Origin of the sequence: Pseudomonas bharatica CSV86, assembly GCF_000319305.2 — a bacterium.
Taxonomy (GTDB): Bacteria; Pseudomonadota; Gammaproteobacteria; order Pseudomonadales; family Pseudomonadaceae; genus Aquipseudomonas; species Aquipseudomonas bharatica.
This window is the reverse complement of sequence record NZ_AMWJ02000002.1, coordinates 1,909,315-1,928,240: the sequence shown is the minus strand read 5'-3', so window position 1 is coordinate 1,928,240 and position 18,926 is coordinate 1,909,315. Positions and strand designations below refer to the sequence as shown.

Sequence of the window (18,926 nt, the reverse complement as noted above, 5' to 3'; positions counted from 1 at the left end):
AAAATTTTACATACGTAACGTATGCCATTTATCATCCACTCATACGCAACGTATGTCAATCATTTACATACACTTCGTATGTGAAAAATCGGAGGACGACCTAATGGCACAAAAGCGTGCAGAGATGATTGAGGAAACGCGGGCCAAGCTCATCAGTGCCGCCCGCGCTGCGTTCGCAACCGTGGGGTATGCGGACAGTTCAATGGATGAGCTGACGGCCCAAGCCGGACTGACGCGCGGAGCGCTCTATCACCACTTCGGTGGAAAGAAAGGGCTGCTGGAGGCGGTCATCGCCCAGATTGATGCAGAGATATCGGGCCGACTGGCCGTCATCGTCGAGGAGGCGGAGTCCACCTGGGACGGCTTCGTTCAGGGGTGCATTGGCTACATCAAGATGGCCGTCGAGCCCGAAGTCCAGCGGATCGTCCTGCTGGACGGGCCAGCGGTTCTGGGCGATCCCTCCCAGTGGCCCAGCCAGAACCTGTGCATCGTGAACATGCGCCGCAGCCTCCAGAAGTTGATCGAGGAGGCAGTCATACGCCCCGTCGATCCCCTGGCGACGGCCCGCCTGATAAGCGGGGCGCTGCTGGGCGCATCGCTGTGGATCGCCAGCGCAGACGACCCACGCGCCGCTTCCGAAAAAGCCGTGCAGGGATTTCTTGTACTGGTGGCGGGCTTGCGGCGGGACACCTCTCCCGCGCAGCCGTAACAACCCAAAGGTGCCGACCGGCAGGCCGGACTCTTTGACCCTGACCATTCACCTATTTGGATTTTGACCATGAACCCTTTCAAAAATCATCGTGGATACTCGACCATGTATCAGGAAGGAAGCCTGACGCTGGGTCTTTTCTTCGCCATCGAGTCCTACCCTGGCGCCATTCCTGAGATGGACGTGGCACAGCAGATTCGCACGGCACAATTGGCTGAAGCTCATAACTTTGCAGCCCTTTACTTCAGGGATGTATTTCTCAATGTCCCGTCTTTTGGCGACGTGGGTCACATCCATGACCTGTGGTCATTCATGGGCTACGTCACGGCACAGACGTCGCGCATCGCGCTCGCAACTGGCAGCGTCATCACCACTCTGCGTCATCCCTTGCTTGTGGCCAAAGCAGCAGCCTCGATCGACCGCTTGTCAAATCAGCGCCTGGTGCTAGGTATCGCCACGGGTGATCGGCCAACAGAGTTCCCGGCCTTCGGTCAGACAATGGATGCGCGAGCCACGTTGTTCCAAGAAGCATTGACTGTGTTGCGTCAAGCCTGGCGTGAGGACTTCCCGGAAATCTCCACGCCCCGAGTGAACTTGTCGGGTGCAGATACGCTGCCGAAACCGGCGTTGAGAGACATTCCCGTGATGGTGACTGGTCATTCACGCCAGTCGGTCGAATGGATTGCCGAGCATGGGGATGGCTGGCTTTACTATCCCCAAAATATCGCGCAGCAAGCCATGACAATCAAGAATTGGCGGTCGCTGACACCAAGATTCAAACCCTTCACGCAATCCTTCTATATTGACCTGTCGGAGAATCCCGATGAACCCCCATCGCCCATCTTCCTCGGGTTTCGGGCTGGTCACCGATTCTTTACTGACTACTTCAGCCGCTTGCGCGATATTGGGGTTAATCATATTGGCCTCAACCTGAAATACGCGACACGTCCGGCGCATGAGATTGTTCAGGAACTTGGCGAGCATGTCGTACCGCACTTTCCGGCGCACGCTACTGCCCATTTGGAGGAGGCGCAGGATGCTGCACGGTCATAAAATTTTTGCCTGGGATCTCGCTTTTACTTCTTCGGCTGGTACCTATGCCTTCGATGTCCAATGCGAAATGCTGGCTGACATCGGTTATGACGGCCTGACCTATGCCGTCTGGTCAGGGAGCCGATGGGAAACCGCAAAGCGTCTATCCACCGTGAAAGATCGTTTCGGTTTGGAGGTCTTTAGCGTGTATGTGGTGATCGACCTGGATCAGGGCCCACAGCATCCCATCAACGCAGGACTCTTGCGGATGCTTGAGGAGATGGAAGGCGTGAAGGCTGTCAATCTTGGAATCAGGACGGCAGGCCACGGTTCAAATCATCGAAAGGCACCGGACGACAAGGTATTGCAGGACTTCCTTGGTCGGGCACTTGAGATTTGCGCACGGCGCGGAATTGACATCCTGCTGTATTTTCATCTGGGCTTCTGGATGGATCATTACTCCATTGCGGCACAGATCTGCTCGGTCGTGAACCATCCGAATCTCGGCATCGTGTTTCCAAGCTATCACTGGTATGGCTACGAAACCAATGCAGGCAGCCCGACGGAGGGCTATCAGGCAGTAGACCCGACGCCAGCGTTAATGGCGTCAACACCCTTCATGCGGGAATTGACTCTCAGCGGCGCAACCCGCAGCCCACTTGGCTGGAGTCGTATTGCCACTTTCGAGGCGCTCGATGCAGGAGAACTCGACAACTTCGCACTTCTTGGACTTGCCAAGTCGTTCGGTTATACCGGCCCCGTCGGCTATGACGGCACATTGGTCGGGGGGAATCCATACAGCACGCTCAAACGCTCCTATGACGCGATGGACGAGATGTTGGGTTTGCTGACAAAGCACCCTGGTTGGGCCAAGCGTGAAACACACCCGTAACCTATGATTGAGCACATCTACATGTCCCAACACCCTTTGATTGCTGCCCAATTGAGGCAGGCGATGCGCGGCGTGGCCTCCACGGTGACGCTAATCACGTCGATCGCTCCCGATGGCCACGGACACGTAATGATCGCCAGTTCATTCACATCAGTCTCACTGGAGCCGCCCACGGTTCTAGTGTGCATTGGTCAGCAAACCCGTATCCATGGGCCGCTGCTGGCTTCTCGACGATTCTGCATCAATGTACTCCGCGCAGAACAGGAGGTACTTGCGGTGCACTGCCGTAGCGCCACGGGGACCGACCGTTTCGATCATGAAGCCTGGCGATTTGATGAAGTCAATGGGTTGCCCTATCTGCAAGGGGCGCAGGCTTCGCTGTTCTGTGAGCTGATTGAACACCATGCAGTCGGCACCCACTCGGTAATGCTGGCCAGTGTCGAGCGTGTGCTCACATCTGCCTATGCCGATCCACTCGTCTATCTGGATGGCCGCTTCCGGGCCATAGATCCAACCCGTTGAAGATATGCAGCGAAGAATTTCACAACTGCCTCGGCATATCTCTAGACAGCCTGCCGGGTTATGTGGCTGAGACTCTTCGAGCATTAGCCAATGCCCATTCCCCGCTGCCGTCCGATTTCCCACGCCACGCCGCCACCGCGCACCGTCGCGGCAAGTCGCTGCCCCAGTCGCTGTTCAATCACCGGCTTCCACGGCACCAGACTGAACCCCATGCCGTCGTCTAGCATCGCGTAGTGCCCGCTGGCGAGCATGAGGCTGCGCCGGTAGATGCCAGCCACTCGCTGCCCGTCGGTGACGGGCCGATGCGCTAGGCCGATTTCGGCGGCAATATCCTTGGCGGCCTTTGCCAGTTCCCGATTCCGCAGCGTCCCCAGCAGGTTCCGGGCGAGGATCACCCGCTGCCCACGCCGCTGGGCCAGCCCCTGTTCTTCAAGGAAGTCGGCGCGCTGCTGCAAGGCTTCCTTCGTCTCGCCGCCAAAGCCCAGATCGCCCAGCCCCTTGCCGCCACCGATCAACTGCTGGTCCAGCCAGGTCGCGCCGATCACGCGGGCCTGCCGCTCGATGGGCAAGTGCGATTTCAGCTCCACCGCCACGCCGCCCAGGCGCTGTGCGTCGTTCTGGCGGCCACGTTCGGCCAGGTCGTCCGGCACCTTCCATAGTCCATCAGCCACACGTTCCACGATGCCGGCCCGGCGCAGGGCTTCCAGTCGGCGGACATGGGCCGCGACGACCTCCTGCGGGTCGCGGCCGGGCTTGGCTCGGCCTTGCTCGATCGCCAGGTGATGATCGGCGCGGTACAGGCCATCGCTCGCCAGCGCGGCGATGTTCTTGTCGGCCGCCCGCACCTCGTTGGAACCGCGTACCTCCACCACGGCTCCGGTGGGATAGTTCGCCAGCTCGTCGCGGGCGTTCAAAGCGACGTAGTGGGCCTTGCCGTCCACGCCGTCGATGACCAGATAGCCGCGGTCGTGCAGCTCGTCGGCCAGCCCCTTGCCGGCCACGCGGCCGACGATGGTGCGGCCGTCGTCGCCGGGCTCAAACACCGCCTGCTCGCGCGGCTGGCCGCTCATGGCGCGCTGCATGGTGCGGATGATGTCACCACGCTCGCCCAAGGCGCGCAAGGTCTTCTCCGCGTCGGCATGCACGGCCCAGGTGCCGGGCTGCGTCTCGTCAGCCAGGCCCAGGCGCTGCAAGCGTTGGAGTCGGCCGATCAGCAGCAGCCGCTGGCGTTGCAGGCGGGGCTCATTGAAGCGCTCGATCTGCACCCGGCCATCCTCGCCGGCCTCACGCTGCAATGTGCGGTCGAGGCTCGTCCACCGCTCCTGTTCCACCTCGCGCTGCAAGGTCTGCTGGATCTCCAGTTCGGTGCGCGGCCCCAGCCATTCCGTCGCCAGTTCGGCGGCGCGATGGCGGAAGCCGTGGGCGATGTAGTCGCCCGCGATGATGAGGTCTTTGCCGGTGTCGTCGCGCCCGCGCACGATCAGGTGGGTGTGCGGGTTGTCGGTGTTCCAGTGATCGACTGCCACCCAATCCAGCCGCGTCCCCAGATCGGCTTCCATGCGGTTCACAAGATGCCGGGTGTAGGTGCGCAGGTCGTCCAGCTCGGCCCCGTCCTCGGGCGAGACGATGAAGCGGAAATGGTGCCGGTCGTCGTTGGCCCGCTCCTTGAAGGCATCGAGGTCGGCATCGTCAATCTGCGGCCCGTAGGCCCGGCCCGGTTCGCCATCGCGGCCGGCGCCGTCGCGCTCGATGTAGCGCAGGTGCTTGGCGAGCGACTGCGGGCTGGCGTTGCGTTGATTGACCAGTAGGGTCTTGATGGTCACGCGCCGCGACATGGACGTCAGCTTCGCCCCGGCGAAGCGCGCCGCCGTATGGCCGCGCCCCAGGCGCGAGCCGGGCCGCTGGCCGGCGCGTGCGCCGCTGCCGCCGGCTGCGGAATGGCGCATCGAGGACTTGCCGCCGCTGGCCTTGCCCGCCTGCTTGAGTACCTTGGAAACGAAGCTCTGGCCCTGGCCTTTGCCCCGGTTCTTCGGGGCGCTCGGACGCACCCGGAAATCGTCGTCGCGGCGGGCGGTCATGGCTGCGCTCCCTGCAAGCTCTGGCGTGTCCTGTCGTGCGAAGCACGGGGACATGCCTGCATTGGCGCGGGCCTCGCGCCCCAAGCGGCACGGTGGCGAAGCCGCTCCGTGCCGCGCCACCCCCATGTGCAGACAGGCTTTCTACGCGGCCTGGTGCCGCGTCCTTTTGTCTTGCCTTCCGCCTTTGCCCTTCGCTGTCGCTCCGGGCATCGTCGGCCCGGCGGCGCTGCTGCGGGAGCAGCCAGCGCGCCGGCGAACGCGCGGACTGACGCCATGAAGACAGCAGGCCGGGCGCGTTCGAAGCAAGACGCCTGCACGTTGGAAGGCTGCGTCGAAGGCAGCGCGACGTGCGGTGCGGATGCACCGGTACGGCAGGCGCGACGACACGGCAACAGCAGCGAGAACGACATGCCCGATGGCACGACAAGATGCACGGCAACGTGCAGCGAGTCGGCGGCCATCATGGGCGGGACTCCAGCCACACCGGATGCGCAACGCCGATCACGGTGGATGCGCTGACCGGGCCGAAATACCGGCTGTCGAACGATGCCGGATTGGTCACGCTCAACAGGAACAGTTCGCCCGGTTCGAGACGGCGGCAAAGCTGCAAGGATGGCAGCGGTCGGCCCAGCCGGTCGGCAGGCAGCGCGGCGGCCGCAGGCACGCCGTCGATGCGAACCTGGCCGGCGACGATGCAAACGTGTTGTGGCGCGACCGCGCCCACACGTTTGAGCAGCGGCACGCGCGTTGGCAGATAGCCGCGCTGCGCGGCCAGCATGGCGGCCCTGTTGGGCAGCGGCACCAGCACGATGCTGTCCACTGACAGCGGACGTGGCAGCGAGGCGGTGCGCGGGTCGAACGGTTCGATGCGATACCAGCCAACCGCCACACTGTCGGACGGGTTGTAGGCCAGGCGCGGCAGCGGCGATACGAAAGCCGCCCAGGCCAGCGCCGCGAGGCCGATGGCGGCCAGTGTCGCCACGACGACGCGAGCGCGCATACGTGAACGTGGGTGCAAGCGGGGACGCGGCGCAACGGCCGACGTGCTGCCCGTGTTGGTCGGGGCCGTCATGGCAGCACCTTCCCGGCCAACCAAGCGGCGTGCCGCTCGGCAGTGTATTCGGGCAGCGCAAGGCGAGCCGCCAGACGGTTGCCCAGCGTACGCCAGTACGCGGGCGACACGTCGATGGCGGCGATGCCCAGCGCTTCGATAGCGTCGATGCGTTCCAGCACGGCGCGCACGTTGGCATCGCCTTCTGCGTGCAGCAGCAGGCGCGCGCCTGGCTGCACACCTGGGATGCGCTGTACGGCATCGAGCGGCGTGGCGGCTTGCATCATCATGAGCTGCCAGCGGATCGTGCCGTAGTCGTTTGCCTCCCAGCGGATGCGGCATAGCATCGTGCCCGGCAGGAACACTGCGCAGCGCCGCCAACGGTCGAGCTGGAGTGTGCGCGCCGGTTCTCCGAAGCGCAGGTAGAGCTTAAAACGGGCCTCGATGTAGGCCAGCGAAACGCGCGTCAGCGGCACGTTGCCGGCCTGTCCGGCGAGTGTCGAAAGCGCAGGCAACGGCGTAACCGGTGCCGCGTTCGCGGCAGGCAAAGCGGATGCGGTCATGGTGTGTTCTCCGACGGAAACTCCCGCTCCAGCAGGCCGCGCAGGAGGTCGGCCACGGTCACGCCTTGCGTGAAGGCCGACACCTTGATGCGCGCCCGCATGGCGGGCGTGATGTCGAGCGTGAGGCGGGCCGTGTAGAGGTCGCCTTTGCCCAGCGCGTCGGCATCGCCCTGACGAATCCACGCCTCGGCGTGCGGATTCGCGGGCGGACGTGCGCCGATGCCGACGCGCTTGCCCGTGCCTTTGCTGTGGGGTGGTTGCTGCGCTGTCATGTCGGCCACCGCAGCAGTTCGTCCACCAGGGCGGTGATTTCGCGGGCGGCGGCGCTGTCGGTCGCTGTCTCGCGTGCGAGCCGGCCAGCGGCAACGCTGTCAGCGAACACGATGCGCTGACGCACTTCCGAGCGCAGCGCGGGCAGCGGCTGTTCTGCCAGCGATTGCCGTGCCTCGCGCCCGATGATGGTGGTGCTGACGCGCCGGTTGATGACGAAGGCCGCGCGCAGAGCAGGCCGGAACACCTGCGCCTCGCGGATCAGCGCCACCATCTCGGCGCTGGCCCAGAGGTCGTAGGGGCTGGGCTGCACGGGGATCAGCACGCGCTCGGCCGCCAGCAGCGCGGAGCGCGCCAAAGCGGCAATGCGCGGTGGCCCGTCGATGATGACGTGATCGGCCCGCCTGGCGAGTTCTGGCGCTTCCTGATGCAGCGTCTCGCGGGCAAGGCCCACGGCGCTGAACAGCCGTGGCAAGCCTTGCTGGCTTCTGCGCTGCGTCCAGTCTAGCGATGAGCCTTGCGGGTCGGCATCGAGCAGCACGACATGCTGGCCGCGCAGCGCCAGTTCGCCGGCGATGTGGGTGGCGAGCGTGGTCTTGCCGACGCCGCCTTTCTGGTTGAGCAGCGCGACGATCATGGCGTGGCCCTCCACACTGGAAAGCCAGGCTTTGCCTGCGGTGCAAAACGCTGTTCGCCGTGCCGTTTCTCGGTTGTCCACCGAAACGGCGCGCTTCTACTAAAAGTTATGTATTTCTTGTTAGGGAAGTTAGAGGGGCCGCAAACGCGCGCCGTTATTGGCTTTCCGGTGTTTTCGTACTCCTGATAGCACGATAGGCGTACTCCCGATAGCACGATACCCGGTACTCCTGATAGCACGAGGCCGTCCACACCTTTTCCCGCACTTATCCCCGTGCCGTATGCAGCACGGGCCGGAAGGTCAGCAGTTCTTGTCCGTCGTCCGGCATTCGCTCGATGCCCAGGACATAGCCGGGCAGCGACTGTCGCGCCACCAGGGCGCGCAGGTCGTAGGCGAAGTCGGAGAAGCGCGCCGCGCTGCCCGACTTGCGGTGCAGGTGCTTGAAGTCGAATTGCCAGCCGTGTTCCTGCCGCCCGCCGTGCTTGCGCACCAGGCGGTACAGCCAGCGTTCGATGCCACCCTTCAAGCGGAAATAGGCCGGGTCGATGGTCAGCACCAGGGCGGCGTCCAGCACGCCCGCATAGAACCAGTCCGGCAGGATCAGTTCGATGCCCAGCGGCGTGCCGCTGGGGTCGGCCAGCTCGCGCCATTCGTTTACCCACGAAAAGCGGTGCAGGCGTCGCCCGGTGGTTTCGCGGATGGACGTGGCCACCGTGGTCGATTGCAGCCGGTCGAGCGCGGCTTTCAGCCGCAGGTAGTCGTTGAGCGATGTGCCGCGCCCGATGAACCGCAGGATCTCGTAGGGTGTGGCGCGTATCCAGCGCGACGGGCGCAAGCCTGCGTCGCGCGCCTCCACGATCTGCGAGGCGGCCCATATCAGCACGTCGGCATCCCATATCGTTGCGATGCCATGCTCGGCCGTTCCTTCCACGCGGATGGTGATGCTGCCGGCGCGGAAGTCGATCGGCACGGTGCGCCGCGACTTCGCCAGCGAGAAGAACGGAAAGGCCATCAAGTCCTGGCTGTCGCGTGGTGCCATGTCGCCCGGCAGCGCGCGGAACAGGTCGAGCTGTTCGCGCTGCAAGGCTTGCCCTGGCGGGCTGGACATGGCGACGGCCACCCACGCGCCAGCGATCAGCGGCCATCACGGTAGTCGCCCGCGTGGCGTTCGGCATATTCCGGGTCGGACGTCGCCTCGTAGCTGCGCTGGTCGGCCCAGGCATCGAGGTCGGACACCGCGTACATGACGCGGCGGCCGAACTTACGGAACTTCGGGCCGCCGCCGACCACGCGCTGTTTCTCCAGCGTGCGGGGACTGAGGCGCAGGTACTCGGCGGCTTCGTCGTTGGTCAGGTAGCGTTGGGGCTGCGCAGGCGCAGCGACAGCAGCGGCGGCAGGCCGCAAGGGAGCGGGTCGCATGGGATGAACCTCCATCAAGCCCGGCCGCACCACGCGGCCGGATAGAGGCACTTTCAAGAAAGCGCGGCACCCCGCGAAGGGACGATCTGCGGGGGACGCGAAACGTCCCCCCTACTGCAACCGCAGCGGCGGAAGCTGTGCCAGGCGGCGATAGCCGCCGCGCATCAGCGCCTCGCCACGGCGCACCAGCCTGCGCACGCGGGCGCGCAAGGCGCTGTCAGTGTGCCAGTCGGCGGCGACGGCATCGGCACCGAACAGACCTTCGGCCATTTCGCGCAAGGACGCGCCCGCCAGGGTCGCGTCGAGCGCCTGGAGCGTATGCAGTTCCAGCAGCGCCGCCGGCGTGGGCCGGGAACGGGCCGCCGCCGCAGGCGCGGCGACCGTGGCCACGGCCAGGGCATCCAGCCCGGCCGCGAGCGTGCGATAGCGCGCGCACGGTGTGGCGCAGGCGCGGGTGGCGTAGAGGTAGGCCATGCCGTCCTCCAGGCCCGGCGCGAGCGCGAGCCGCAGGCAGCAGCCGGGCCAATGCGACACCAGCACCAGGCGCTTGCCGTCGTGGATCAGTTGCTGCGGCCAGGGACGCGCCAGAACTCGAAGGCATGAGCTTCGGGCGGCGGGTCGGCATCGGGGTAGAGCTGCACCACGGCATCGTGATCGGGGAACCAGGCCGGATGCGCGTCACGGGCATCCAGGGCCGGGTCTTCCAGCAGGCGCAGGCCCCACGCCTGCGCCGCGTCCGGCCAGCGGCGACGGCGCAGCCAGTCGCGGCGGTAGTCGGGATTTCGGCGCAGGTATTCCCACGCCAGCGCAGGGCCGTCAAGGTGCAGAACGTAGAGATAGGCCGCTGTCGGATACCAGTGTTCGGCGCTGCGATCAGTCATGGCGAAACCTCCCTCTGTTTGGGATGCGTCGCCACGATTTCCGCGATGCGGGAGCTATCGAAATGCCATCAGGTCGTCATCAAAATTGGTTAGGCTGTAACTGTCGGTGTCAAGACCATTTGGCTCCTGCGTGTTGCGGAAATCGTCTGAATGCGACGGCTACGCCTTTAGGAAAATGACGCGCAGCACCGAACACCGTGCCGCAGCCCGCGCCCAAGATCAGGACTGTTTTCAACAGGATCGCACCACTTCGGTGCAAGCATGCGGATTCAGACCTTCACGGTCTTGACCAAGATTGAAATAGTCACGATGCGTCCCGGCTGGCCGGGCCACGCTGGTTTTCATCAGTCCGTGATCGCGCCGTTCTCCTGCGCCAGCCGGACGTATTCCGATAACAGATGCGCCGCCTGGAAATACCGATCCCGTCGCACCGGCAGCTTGCGCGGGCCGACGATGCCGGCTAAGTCGGACAGCTTGACCGTCCCCAGCGAAGGCAGGCCGATACCAAGGTCGATCAGGCCGTAGGCCGTGTCGCCATCCGCAGGATCGAGCGACACCAGCAGCCAGGTTACATGCGCGTCCGGCGTGAACAGGCGCACCACGGGCAGCGGGTCGAGCCGCTGACCAGCGGCGAGTGCCGCGCCGTGGGCCAGCAGTCGGGCGCGTTCATCGGCGGTGACAAGCGGCAGGGTCATGGGAAGCCTCCGCACGAAACCGACGATGCGCGGATGCGCTCTTGTGCCAAAGCACAGAACCGTCGAACCGTATCTGTGCATTCGTGTGGAAGCACGGATGTGCAAGCCATCGCATCCGCAGAAGAACGGAAGCACCGAAGCGGAATTGTCGGAAGCCGGAAAGACACGGATGCGATTCCCCGGTTCTGTCGGAATCCGCAGATGCGGATTTCCGTAAAAGCACGAAAGCGGCCTCTCAGCCATGAATGAACACTATAGATTGTAGCCCTATAGGACTCAATGGGTTGTCATCTTGGTTTTGAGAGGAAACCATAGGTGGCGGCAAAGTACTCATTGGCGAAGGCGTTGAAGACGGTCAGGAAGGCGCGCGGCTTGAGCCAGGAAGCGTTCTCCGACGTGTCGAGCCGCACCTATATGAGTACGCTGGAGCGCGACCTGAAAAGTCCGGGTATACGGATTTAATGGTTGATGGGGCACCTTCACCCCATCAATCTGATACCACCCTCAGATGGTTGATAGATCGACTCCGTAGTTGAGTTCCTCTGCGAAGTCCGGCAGTCCGTAACCGATGGTTTTCTTGTAGAAAGGAGAGACCTTCGCAGTCGGTGCCTTCTTCTTGTGCTTCGTGGTGTAGAGCATTCGTGCCCGCATCACCTCGAAGGAGTAACCGCGCCCTTCACGGTTCTTGTCCTTGGCCAGTCGGTTGATGGACTCCGTGTAAGCGTTGGTGACGGGCATGTCCGTCTCGAAGTAGGTCATGGTCTCTTCGCGCCAGTTTCCCACTGCCCTGACCAGATCGCTCCAGACTTCCTTTTGGCCCTTCGGGATGGTGGCTATCCACTCGTCCAGGGCGGCTTCTGCCTGGAGCCGTGTGGTGGCGTCCCAGATGCCGTAGAAGCGCTCCTTGTGCTCGTAGGCGGCCAGCAGTTGCGGGAACGCGCCTGTCCAGGTCTCCATGATGAGGCGCTCCCGGTCTGAGACTTCGTGAGCGCGTTTCAGCAGGATTTTCCGGTCTCCCTTGAGAGTCCGGCTCTGGGACGGTTTCAGCTCCTTTCTGAGGCCCTTGCGCACTCTCTCTAGGGCATCGTTGGCCATGCGCACCACATGGAACTTATCGACCACGATACGGGCCTGGGGCAGCACAGCCTTGACCGCTGCCCGGTAGGGGTTCCACATGTCCATGCTGACGATCTCGACCTTCTGCCGGTCTTTCAGCTTCATCAGGTAGTTGGTCACCACGTCCTGGCGGCGGGTGGCCAGCAGGTCGAGCAGGGTTCGCTCCTCAATGTTGGTCAGAATGCAGCGGTAGCGCTTGTTCAGGTATAGCTCGTCAATGCCCAGGATGCGGGGCGTCTCGAAGCGGTGCCAGCGCCCCAGGAACTCGGCGCGGGCGTTGAAGATGTCGCGCACCGTCTTCTCGTCCAGGCCGGTCTGTGCCGCCACAAAGGTGTAGGGGTGGTTGAAGGATTCCTTCTCCACGTACTCATGCAGCCGCAGTGTCATACGGAATCCGTCCACCATCTCCGGTAGCTGGGGCCTGAATGTTGTCTTGCAGGCCCGGCAGGTGTATCGGCGGCGGACCACCCAGAGAGTGACCCGCTTGCCGTGGATGGGCAGATCACGATAGGGAACGTCACGCTTGCCGAACCGTACGAACTCACCCTGCACGCCGCATTCCTCGCAGGCGATGGGATCGGGCACGTCCACCTGGAAGTGCATTTCGTCGTCGGTTGATTTGCAGCCCAGTACTTGGTATTGCGGCAGGTGAAGGATGTTGTCGGGAAGTTCGGTCATGGTGTTGTATAGGCGTAGGTGTCAGTCAGATCCATCCGACTCGGCATTGGTGTTTGCTTTTTTACCCAACAAGCTGCTGGAAACGAAAAGTAAGGCACCGAGGACAATTGCAATATCAGCCAGGTTGAAGGCCGGCCAATGCCAGTCTCGCCAATAGAAATCAAAGGAATCCACAACATAGCCGCGAAAGACCCGGTCAATCAGGTTGCCCATGGCGCCACCGAGGATAAGACTGTAAGCGATGGCTTCTCCTTTATGACGATTTTCAAGGATCAGCTTGATCAGAAAAATCGAGACCACTACCGCGATTCCGATAAAAAAGTAGCGCTGCCAGCCTCCACCATTCGCAAAAAGACTGAATGCGGCACCGGTGTTCCATAGGTGCACCCAGTTAAAGAACGGGGTCACCGAAACATACTCGCCATAGGCCATTGATTGCTGCACCAGCCACTTTACAGCCTGATCAGACGCTGCCAGCAGGCCCGATATGGACAATAGGGCATACGGCGAGAGCTTTTTGCCAATAATGAGCATTATTTAACCCTTCAACGCCAAAATGCGTCTGGCACCGTTAAGTACAATGCCCCCCGCGATGGTGCCGATAATCAGATCCGGATAATTGGAACCGGTCCACGCGACCAGGGCGCCGGCGGTGATGACCCCCAGGTTGATCACCACGTCGTTGGCCGAGAATATCCAGCTTGCCTTCATGTGCGCCCCGCCTTCCCGATGTTTGGATATGAGCAGCAGACAACTGGTATTGGCAATCAATGCGACGAATGCGATAGCCATCATCACCAGCGATTCAGGCTCACTACCGAATACAAAGCGTCTCACCACCTCTACGAGCACGCCCACAGCCAAGATCAGTTGCAGTACACCAGCAAGATGCGCGGCACGTACCTGCATTTTCACGCTATGTCCAACCGCATAAAGGGCAAGCCCGTACACCGCCGCATCGGCAAAATTGTCCAGGGATTCTCCAATCAGGCCGGTGGACCGGGCGATCAGACCGGCAGTCATTTCCACCACGAACAGAAGTGCATTGATGCCGAGCAACCAGCGCAGGGTCCCGGATTCTTGCTTAGCAGAAGCTGCCGAAAACTCGGCGGCCTTGATGGTCTCCGGATTTGCAGCGACGGTTTCCTGAAGCGAGGCGCCTAGCCCCAAGGTCTTCAGTTTCGAGGTGACGGGCTCGACCTCGCCGTCATGCACGACCTTCAGCCGGCGGTTCGACAAGTCGAAGGACAGCGCCCGAATCTCCTCAAAGCCGTTCAGGGCTAGGCGAATCATTCGTTCTTCTGATGGACAGTCCATCTTCGGCACGGCATAAACACTGACCCATCTCCCTGGCGCCTCGGAGGAGGCCTGTATATCGGTATCCGCTGCGGACGTTGCATCACCGCCACAGGCGCCACCACAGGATTTGCTCATGATACGACTCCACTTGAACAATGTTGTGGTACCATTTAAAACTATAAAGCTACTATAAGGTCAATAGAGTAAAGAATCCGTTGGGGAGGAGGCTGATGCGCATTGGTCAGTTGGCGCAGTTGGTAGGGGTCGAAACACAGACGATCCGCTTCTATGAACAGCAGGGCTTGTTGCCGCCGCCTGATCGGCAGGACAACGGTTACCGTGTCTATACCGAGAAGCATGGTGAGGGGCTGGCCTTCATCCGTCGCTGCAGAATCCTGGGCCTGTCACTGGCTGAGATTCACGAACTACAGAGCTATGAGGACGACCCTCATCAGCCTTGTACCGCCGTCAACGCCTTGCTCGATGATCACATCTCTCATGTGCGGTCGCAGATAACCGCTCTGCAAGCGCTTGAGAAACAACTCGTTTCACTGAGAGCGAGTTGCAACGATGACCGGGAAGTTGAGGCGTGTGGGGTTCTTGCTGGGAATTAGCGAAGGAAACATGCACCAGCAGTAGGTGAAGCATCAACCAGATAATCCGATGAGATGCCGGTCTGTCTCACTCTCATGCAAAGGTAAGATCAACCATTTAATCCGCTTACCCCAATATTGAAGGCGCCGTTATCAAGCGGGATCAGCGGAGTATTCACCGGTACGTTGCCAGGCGAGACCACGGTGCCCGGCACGCTGCCCGGGGAACCGATGAGCGAGTTGTTGGAGCCCTTGTAGAAGAGCCGCGCCCCGGCTTCCTTGAGCTTGGTGCGGCTGACTTCGACGAAGCGGATATCGGCCTGGATCTGCATCGGCAGGTCAGGTTCCGGCACAGGAGTGGCGAGCATGTCCGCCGAGGCCCGCCCACGCACGAAAACCATGGTCTGGCGCGGCGTGCTCGAACAGGCGGTCCACAGGCTCAGGCTGGTGGCCCCGGGCCCCATGGCGGTGAGCAGCACGGCATCGTTGCCCAGCCCATGCACGTCGGCCACCTTCGGATCGCCCACCGCGGCGCGGCTGATGCCCACCGGCAGGCGTAGTTCCTGCTGCAGGCCCTGGTCGATCTCGAGGGTCGCCGGTACCCGCGGCAGCGCCGCACAACCGCTGCTCGCTGCCAGCGCCTGGGACAGCGGCAGCAAGGCCAGCAGCGCGGCGACCAGGGTTACGGAACGGATGGGCGAGGAACGATGGTTCATCGAGGGTGCATCCTTGCTCAATTCAGTGAAGTGACTCGGACGTTTGCGCGCCGCGAATGATCTCGATCCCGCGCCTGGGCGCCGAGGCGGCCACCGGCACGGGCGCCGGCGCGGTCATTGCCAACTGGTTGAAACGGTAGAGCTGGCGATTGGCATCGTCTGCGGCACGCACCGCGGTTTTCGGATCGGCCCAGAAATCCGCGAGCGACTTTTCTTCGGCGCTACGTACTGTCAGCCCCAGCTTGCCGCCCTGGGCGGCCAGGGTCAGGCGGCTGGCGAGCACTTCGGGCACGGCCAGCACCACGGTGCGCGCCGGAGTCCGGCGTTTTTCCTCACGGGCCTTGGGATCGGGATCGACCGGCTCGGCGGAACGCCCGTCCCTGGCCACGCCGATCTGCTGGCCGACACTCAGGACCCGCAAGGCCGGCACAACTACCTGCGCGCTGGCCAGGGGGTTGTCCGTTTCTTCACGCAGGAACACCAGCACATCCACGTAGTCGCCGGGGCGTAGATAACCGGCGGCTCCGCTGACCTCATCGACTGCCACGGTCAGGGCGCGCTCGCCGGGTTCGATCATCCGCGCCAGCGGGCCGCCGGCCTCGAAGCTGCTTTCCTCCAGCCAGGTACCGGCCGGCAGGTCGCGCCGGGGGCTGCGCCCGGCAACCTGTTCAAGGGTCTGGAAACTACCGGCAGGCGCCACCAGCAGGCGCTCGACGGCGAGGTCATCGGTGTTCAGCGGCTGGTTGGCGGCGACGTCGCGGCGCAGCACCACCACGGGTTTGCGCAACTCGTCCTGGGCGTTGTTGACCACCTGGGTGACCGGCTGGGCTGCCGGTTGGGCGACGGGTGCGGAAGGTTCCGGATGTTTGCTCAGGACCATGCCCCAGTACCCGGCAATGATCGCCCCCAAGAGAAACAGTCCGGCAAGAATCAAGGTGATGCGACTGCTCATGGCTGGCCCTCCCTGCCTTGTACCGCAGCCCGTGACTTCTTGTTTAACAGGCTCACCCGCACGCTTTTGGAAGTAATTATTTTGCTATTTCACGGTAGTCCAGCTAGGACAAAACGCCATTACGGCACGGCAAAATTTTCCTTGTGACGTGCATCACGTTCTGAAAACAACGGCTTATTGACGTCGGCTTTGCGCTATCACTTTCGGGTTAATGCTTTCTTACATTTGCTCAGGTGTTATCTCTTGACGATGCTCTGATGGCGAAGGGGAATCATGTATGCCCCCGTGTTACGGCCTTCTGGCGCAAGGAGCTACATCATGTCGGTAAGAAAGATCATTCAATCCATTCGGACGTTCTGCCAGCGCACGGACGGCGCATCGGGTATCGAGTACGCATTGGTCGCGGCCATGGTCGCGGTGGCGCTGGTGGCGTTCGTACCGACCATTTCCGAGGGAGTCACCTCCATCTTCACCAGTATCCAGGGCGCCCTGCCAAGCTGATGTCGATGATCGTCCGGCGGGGCGAGCACGCCGTTCCCCGCCGGCTCACTGCAACTGCCTGACAGGACCGCGCCATGCCAGCTTCGCAGCCACGTGAACAGTTGCTTTTGGTGGACGATGAAGAGGAAGCGTTGCTGGAACTGGCGGAACTACTGGAAAACCAAGGCTTTCGTTGTCATGTCGCCACCTCGGTGAAGGTTGCGCTCCAGCAGTTGACCCGACACCCGGATATCGCCCTGGTCATCACCGACCTGAACATGCCGGAAGAATCCGGTATTTCCCTGATCAAACGCCTGCGCGAACACACCGCGCGCCAGCACCTGCCGGTGATCGTCACCACCGGGCATGCCGACCCCGACGTGGTCGGCGAGCTAAGGAAACTGGATGTGCTGGACCTCTTTCGCAAGCCCATCTACCACATCCGTTTGCTGGAGACGCTGGGCAATCTGTTTCCGCTGGATGTCTCCCAAGGCAAGCGGGCGGTGCACTGACCCGCTCACCGCCGCCGACCGGATCCGTAGGAGCGTGGCGATACCTCACAACTGATAACTGAAACTCACGGTGAACCGCGGCCGCCGGTTGAAGCTGTCCAGCGCGATATCGGACATCGGCTTGGCCACCTCCAGCGAGATGTTGTAATAGCGCGCATCGCCAAAACGCAGGCCAAGCGCTGCCGAGGACATCTTCGAGTCCTGAACCTGCAATTCATTGAACCAGGTCTTCGCCGCGTCCAGCACTACATAGGGCTGAAGCAACTTTACCCACTCACCTTCACGTCGAAAGCTGTAGTTGAGTTCGTAGGCCGCCCCCCAGCCCTTGTCGCCGGAGGCCTGGTCGACCGGGTACCCCCGACCGAAGTTCTGCCCCCCAAACACCGCGCGCTCGCTGTCGGGCAGACTGTCGTCGGTCCAGTACAAAGCCGCAGAAACCACCCCCTGCCAGTTGTCGGCGAAGCGGTCGCTCTGGACGCCGGAAAGGCGCAGGCGGAAGAAATCCAGGTCATAGTCGGCGTCGGTGTTGGCACCAAAGCGGTCGAAGCCTTGGTACACCCCGGCGCTGAGGATGCGCAGTTGCCGGTCCGTGGCCTTGCGCCAGTCCCCCTCGAAGGCCAACGCACGGATATCGGTCTCGATACTGACCTTCTGCGAGCCGCGCAGCACCCGGTAATCCGTGGTGTCGTCCACCGCGTAAAAACGCGCCGACACACCTAGCCACTCGTTGGGCGACGCGATCAGGGGGTGGTTGAGACCTATCGAATAACGGTCGTTTTCCCGGTGCTGCTTGAGATCGACGCCGTTGTCCAGGCGGATCACCGCGCTGGGATCGCTACGATAGCGCGAGGCCGACAGCGCCAGTTGCGTGCCTTCGCTGTTAAGGTATTGCGAATAGTCAGCACGGAAATAGTGCTCCTTGTCCTGTCCGGGTGGCGCCAATACACTGACGCTCAGTTGCTCTGCGAGCGCCGTTTGCGCGTTGCTGCTGGCACCCAGCAGTACCTGAAGATCGTCGCGGCTGCTATCACTGAGGCTCATAGTGGTCGTGAAAGGCTTGCGCGCGGCCTGCACGAACAGTTTGCTGGCCCCATCGGTGGTCGAAGGTGGGGCACTCGCGCCTGCAGGGTGATACCGGGCACCCGGCTCATCAGGGTGGTGTAGCGGTCGAAGGTTTTTCGGGTCAGCGGGCGCTCGGCCTTGAGCTTGGCAACGAGCTTTTCCAAGTAGACCGAGACCCGACCGATATCACCCTGCATCTCGTGATCGCGAATATAACCCTCGACCAAAACCACACGCAGGCGACCTTCGGCAAAATCCTGCACCGGCAAAAAGGCGTAGGACAGCAGATAACCATCCTGCTGGTATCGCTGGGTCAGACGCCGGGTGGCCTCGATCAGATCGGCGACGGTGACCTCGCGGTTCAACAGATCCTTGTAATTGTCACTAAGTTCGCTTAGCGGGTAGACGCTCCCCCCTCGATACGCACTTTGCGGATCAGGACCCGGGTGTTCATCATCAGCGCCTGAGGCTGACTGGCTGCGGGGGTCGGCATTTGAAGCTGCGGTGTGGACGGCCGAAACGCATCTGCCGGCAGATTGGGTGCCGGCAGGTTGCGTTCGGTTTCGTTGCTGTTCAGAAAAGTGGGAAGTGGCTCGGCCTGTAGCGCACTTACCCAGGAAAGACTCACTAACGCGATTGCCATCGACCGCATAGGACACTCCATCATCCTGAAAAGTACGAGGGAACCAAGACGGTTCCCTCGTCAGACTCAAGCGTAGGTGTTGCCCGTAAGATCGTCTAACCAGGATGATGGCTTTTTACTTCGCCC

19 protein-coding genes and 4 pseudogenes are annotated in these 18,926 nt (G+C 62.3%); 8 read left to right on the top strand and 15 right to left on the bottom strand.

The window, feature by feature from the left end; genetic code table 11:
- Positions 1–103: 103 nt before the first annotated feature.
- From CSV86_RS22705 to CSV86_RS22690, 4 genes are all read left to right on the top strand, one after another.
- Positions 104–709, top strand: coding sequence for a TetR/AcrR family transcriptional regulator (locus CSV86_RS22705; protein ID WP_009405777.1), 606 nt, complete (start codon positions 104–106; stop codon positions 707–709).
- A 69-nt stretch (positions 710–778) separates the two neighbouring features.
- Positions 779–1,762, top strand: a complete 984-nt coding sequence (locus CSV86_RS22700; protein WP_004350831.1) for an LLM class oxidoreductase — start codon at positions 779–781, stop codon at positions 1,760–1,762.
- On the top strand, positions 1,746–2,633 hold the full coding sequence (locus tag CSV86_RS22695; protein ID WP_004350834.1) for a sugar phosphate isomerase/epimerase family protein: 888 nt from the start codon (positions 1,746–1,748) through the stop codon (positions 2,631–2,633). The genes CSV86_RS22700 and CSV86_RS22695 overlap by 17 nt, the downstream gene beginning before the upstream one ends.
- A gap of 3 nt (positions 2,634–2,636) precedes the next feature.
- Positions 2,637–3,155: a flavin reductase family protein gene (locus CSV86_RS22690; RefSeq protein WP_079381939.1), complete on the top strand. Its 519-nt coding sequence runs from the start codon at positions 2,637–2,639 to the stop codon at positions 3,153–3,155.
- 83 nt (positions 3,156–3,238) lie between these two features.
- On the opposite strand, the gene CSV86_RS22685 is transcribed toward CSV86_RS22690, so the two are convergent.
- The 9 genes and pseudogenes from CSV86_RS22685 to CSV86_RS22645 form a co-directional block, all read right to left on the bottom strand.
- The gene (locus CSV86_RS22685) at positions 3,239–5,233 is read right to left on the bottom strand and encodes a relaxase/mobilization nuclease domain-containing protein (protein WP_009405771.1); all 1,995 of its coding nucleotides are present in this window, start codon (positions 5,231–5,233) and stop codon (positions 3,239–3,241) included.
- Positions 5,234–5,693: 460 nt separating this feature from the next.
- Positions 5,694–6,305 carry a S26 family signal peptidase gene (locus tag CSV86_RS22680; protein ID WP_009405769.1) on the bottom strand — a complete coding sequence of 204 codons (612 nt, stop codon included), beginning with the start codon at positions 6,303–6,305 and terminating at the stop codon, positions 5,694–5,696.
- The gene (locus tag CSV86_RS22675) at positions 6,302–6,847 is read right to left on the bottom strand and encodes a DUF2840 domain-containing protein (RefSeq protein WP_009405767.1); all 546 of its coding nucleotides are present in this window, start codon (positions 6,845–6,847) and stop codon (positions 6,302–6,304) included. Before CSV86_RS22675 ends, CSV86_RS22680 begins: the two co-directional genes overlap by 4 nt.
- Complete coding sequence (locus tag CSV86_RS22670) at positions 6,844–7,119, bottom strand: hypothetical protein (protein WP_009405765.1); 276 nt, start codon at positions 7,117–7,119, stop codon at positions 6,844–6,846. The genes CSV86_RS22675 and CSV86_RS22670 overlap by 4 nt, the downstream gene beginning before the upstream one ends.
- Complete coding sequence (parA, locus tag CSV86_RS22665) at positions 7,116–7,754, bottom strand: ParA family partition ATPase (RefSeq protein WP_004350845.1); 639 nt, start codon at positions 7,752–7,754, stop codon at positions 7,116–7,118. Before parA ends, CSV86_RS22670 begins: the two co-directional genes overlap by 4 nt.
- Positions 7,755–8,019: 265 nt before the next feature.
- Positions 8,020–8,862 (bottom strand): replication initiator protein A, encoded by an 843-nt coding sequence (locus CSV86_RS22660; protein WP_009405763.1) that lies wholly within the window; start codon positions 8,860–8,862, stop codon positions 8,020–8,022.
- Between the two features lie 26 nt (positions 8,863–8,888).
- Complete coding sequence (locus CSV86_RS22655) at positions 8,889–9,158, bottom strand: helix-turn-helix transcriptional regulator (RefSeq protein ID WP_432212813.1); 270 nt, start codon at positions 9,156–9,158, stop codon at positions 8,889–8,891.
- Positions 9,159–9,284: 126 nt separating this feature from the next.
- Positions 9,285–10,054: pseudogene (locus CSV86_RS22650) on the bottom strand (DUF2285 domain-containing protein).
- A 344-nt stretch (positions 10,055–10,398) separates the two neighbouring features.
- Entirely contained in the window at positions 10,399–10,749 is a 351-nt protein-coding gene (locus tag CSV86_RS22645) for a DUF2958 domain-containing protein (protein WP_009405759.1), read from the bottom strand.
- 315 nt (positions 10,750–11,064) lie between these two features.
- Between CSV86_RS22645 and CSV86_RS31460 the strand changes: the two are divergent.
- A pseudogene (locus tag CSV86_RS31460) lies at positions 11,065–11,196 on the top strand (helix-turn-helix domain-containing protein); the annotation flags it as partial.
- 57 nt (positions 11,197–11,253) lie between these two features.
- On the opposite strand, the gene CSV86_RS22640 reads toward CSV86_RS31460, so the two are convergent.
- The 3 genes from CSV86_RS22640 to CSV86_RS22630 are packed head-to-tail and all read right to left on the bottom strand — an operon-like array spanning position 11,254 to position 13,977.
- Positions 11,254–12,543: an ISL3-like element ISPpu12 family transposase gene (locus CSV86_RS22640; protein ID WP_004574636.1), complete on the bottom strand. Its 1,290-nt coding sequence runs from the start codon at positions 12,541–12,543 to the stop codon at positions 11,254–11,256.
- Between the two features lie 21 nt (positions 12,544–12,564).
- Positions 12,565–13,077, bottom strand: a complete 513-nt coding sequence (gene lspA, locus CSV86_RS22635; RefSeq protein ID WP_003821921.1) for a signal peptidase II — start codon at positions 13,075–13,077, stop codon at positions 12,565–12,567.
- A 3-nt stretch (positions 13,078–13,080) separates the two neighbouring features.
- Positions 13,081–13,977 carry a cation efflux transmembrane domain-containing protein gene (locus CSV86_RS22630; protein ID WP_004364974.1) on the bottom strand — a complete coding sequence of 299 codons (897 nt, stop codon included), beginning with the start codon at positions 13,975–13,977 and terminating at the stop codon, positions 13,081–13,083.
- A gap of 95 nt (positions 13,978–14,072) precedes the next feature.
- Between CSV86_RS22630 and cadR the strand changes: the two are divergent.
- Positions 14,073–14,481 (top strand): annotated as a pseudogene (gene cadR / locus CSV86_RS22625) (Cd(II)/Pb(II)-responsive transcriptional regulator).
- Between the two features lie 64 nt (positions 14,482–14,545).
- Here the strand turns inward: cadR and CSV86_RS22620 are convergent.
- Both CSV86_RS22620 and cpaB read right to left on the bottom strand, forming a co-directional pair.
- Positions 14,546–15,151: a pilus assembly protein N-terminal domain-containing protein gene (locus CSV86_RS22620; RefSeq protein ID WP_170395004.1), complete on the bottom strand. Its 606-nt coding sequence runs from the start codon at positions 15,149–15,151 to the stop codon at positions 14,546–14,548.
- A gap of 22 nt (positions 15,152–15,173) precedes the next feature.
- Entirely contained in the window at positions 15,174–16,103 is a 930-nt protein-coding gene (cpaB, locus tag CSV86_RS22615) for a Flp pilus assembly protein CpaB (protein WP_009398752.1), read from the bottom strand.
- Positions 16,104–16,421: 318 nt separating this feature from the next.
- Between cpaB and CSV86_RS22610 the strand changes: the two genes are divergently transcribed.
- Together CSV86_RS22610 and CSV86_RS22605 are read left to right on the top strand one after the other, a co-directional pair.
- Positions 16,422–16,604, top strand: a complete 183-nt coding sequence (locus CSV86_RS22610; protein WP_009398750.1) for a Flp family type IVb pilin — start codon at positions 16,422–16,424, stop codon at positions 16,602–16,604.
- Between the two features lie 74 nt (positions 16,605–16,678).
- Positions 16,679–17,095, top strand: a complete 417-nt coding sequence (locus CSV86_RS22605) for a response regulator (protein ID WP_009398748.1) — start codon at positions 16,679–16,681, stop codon at positions 17,093–17,095.
- A 45-nt stretch (positions 17,096–17,140) separates the two neighbouring features.
- Here CSV86_RS22605 and CSV86_RS22600 read toward each other — a convergent pair.
- Positions 17,141–18,809, bottom strand: a pseudogene (locus tag CSV86_RS22600) (ShlB/FhaC/HecB family hemolysin secretion/activation protein).
- Positions 18,810–18,926: the final 117 nt, after the last annotated feature.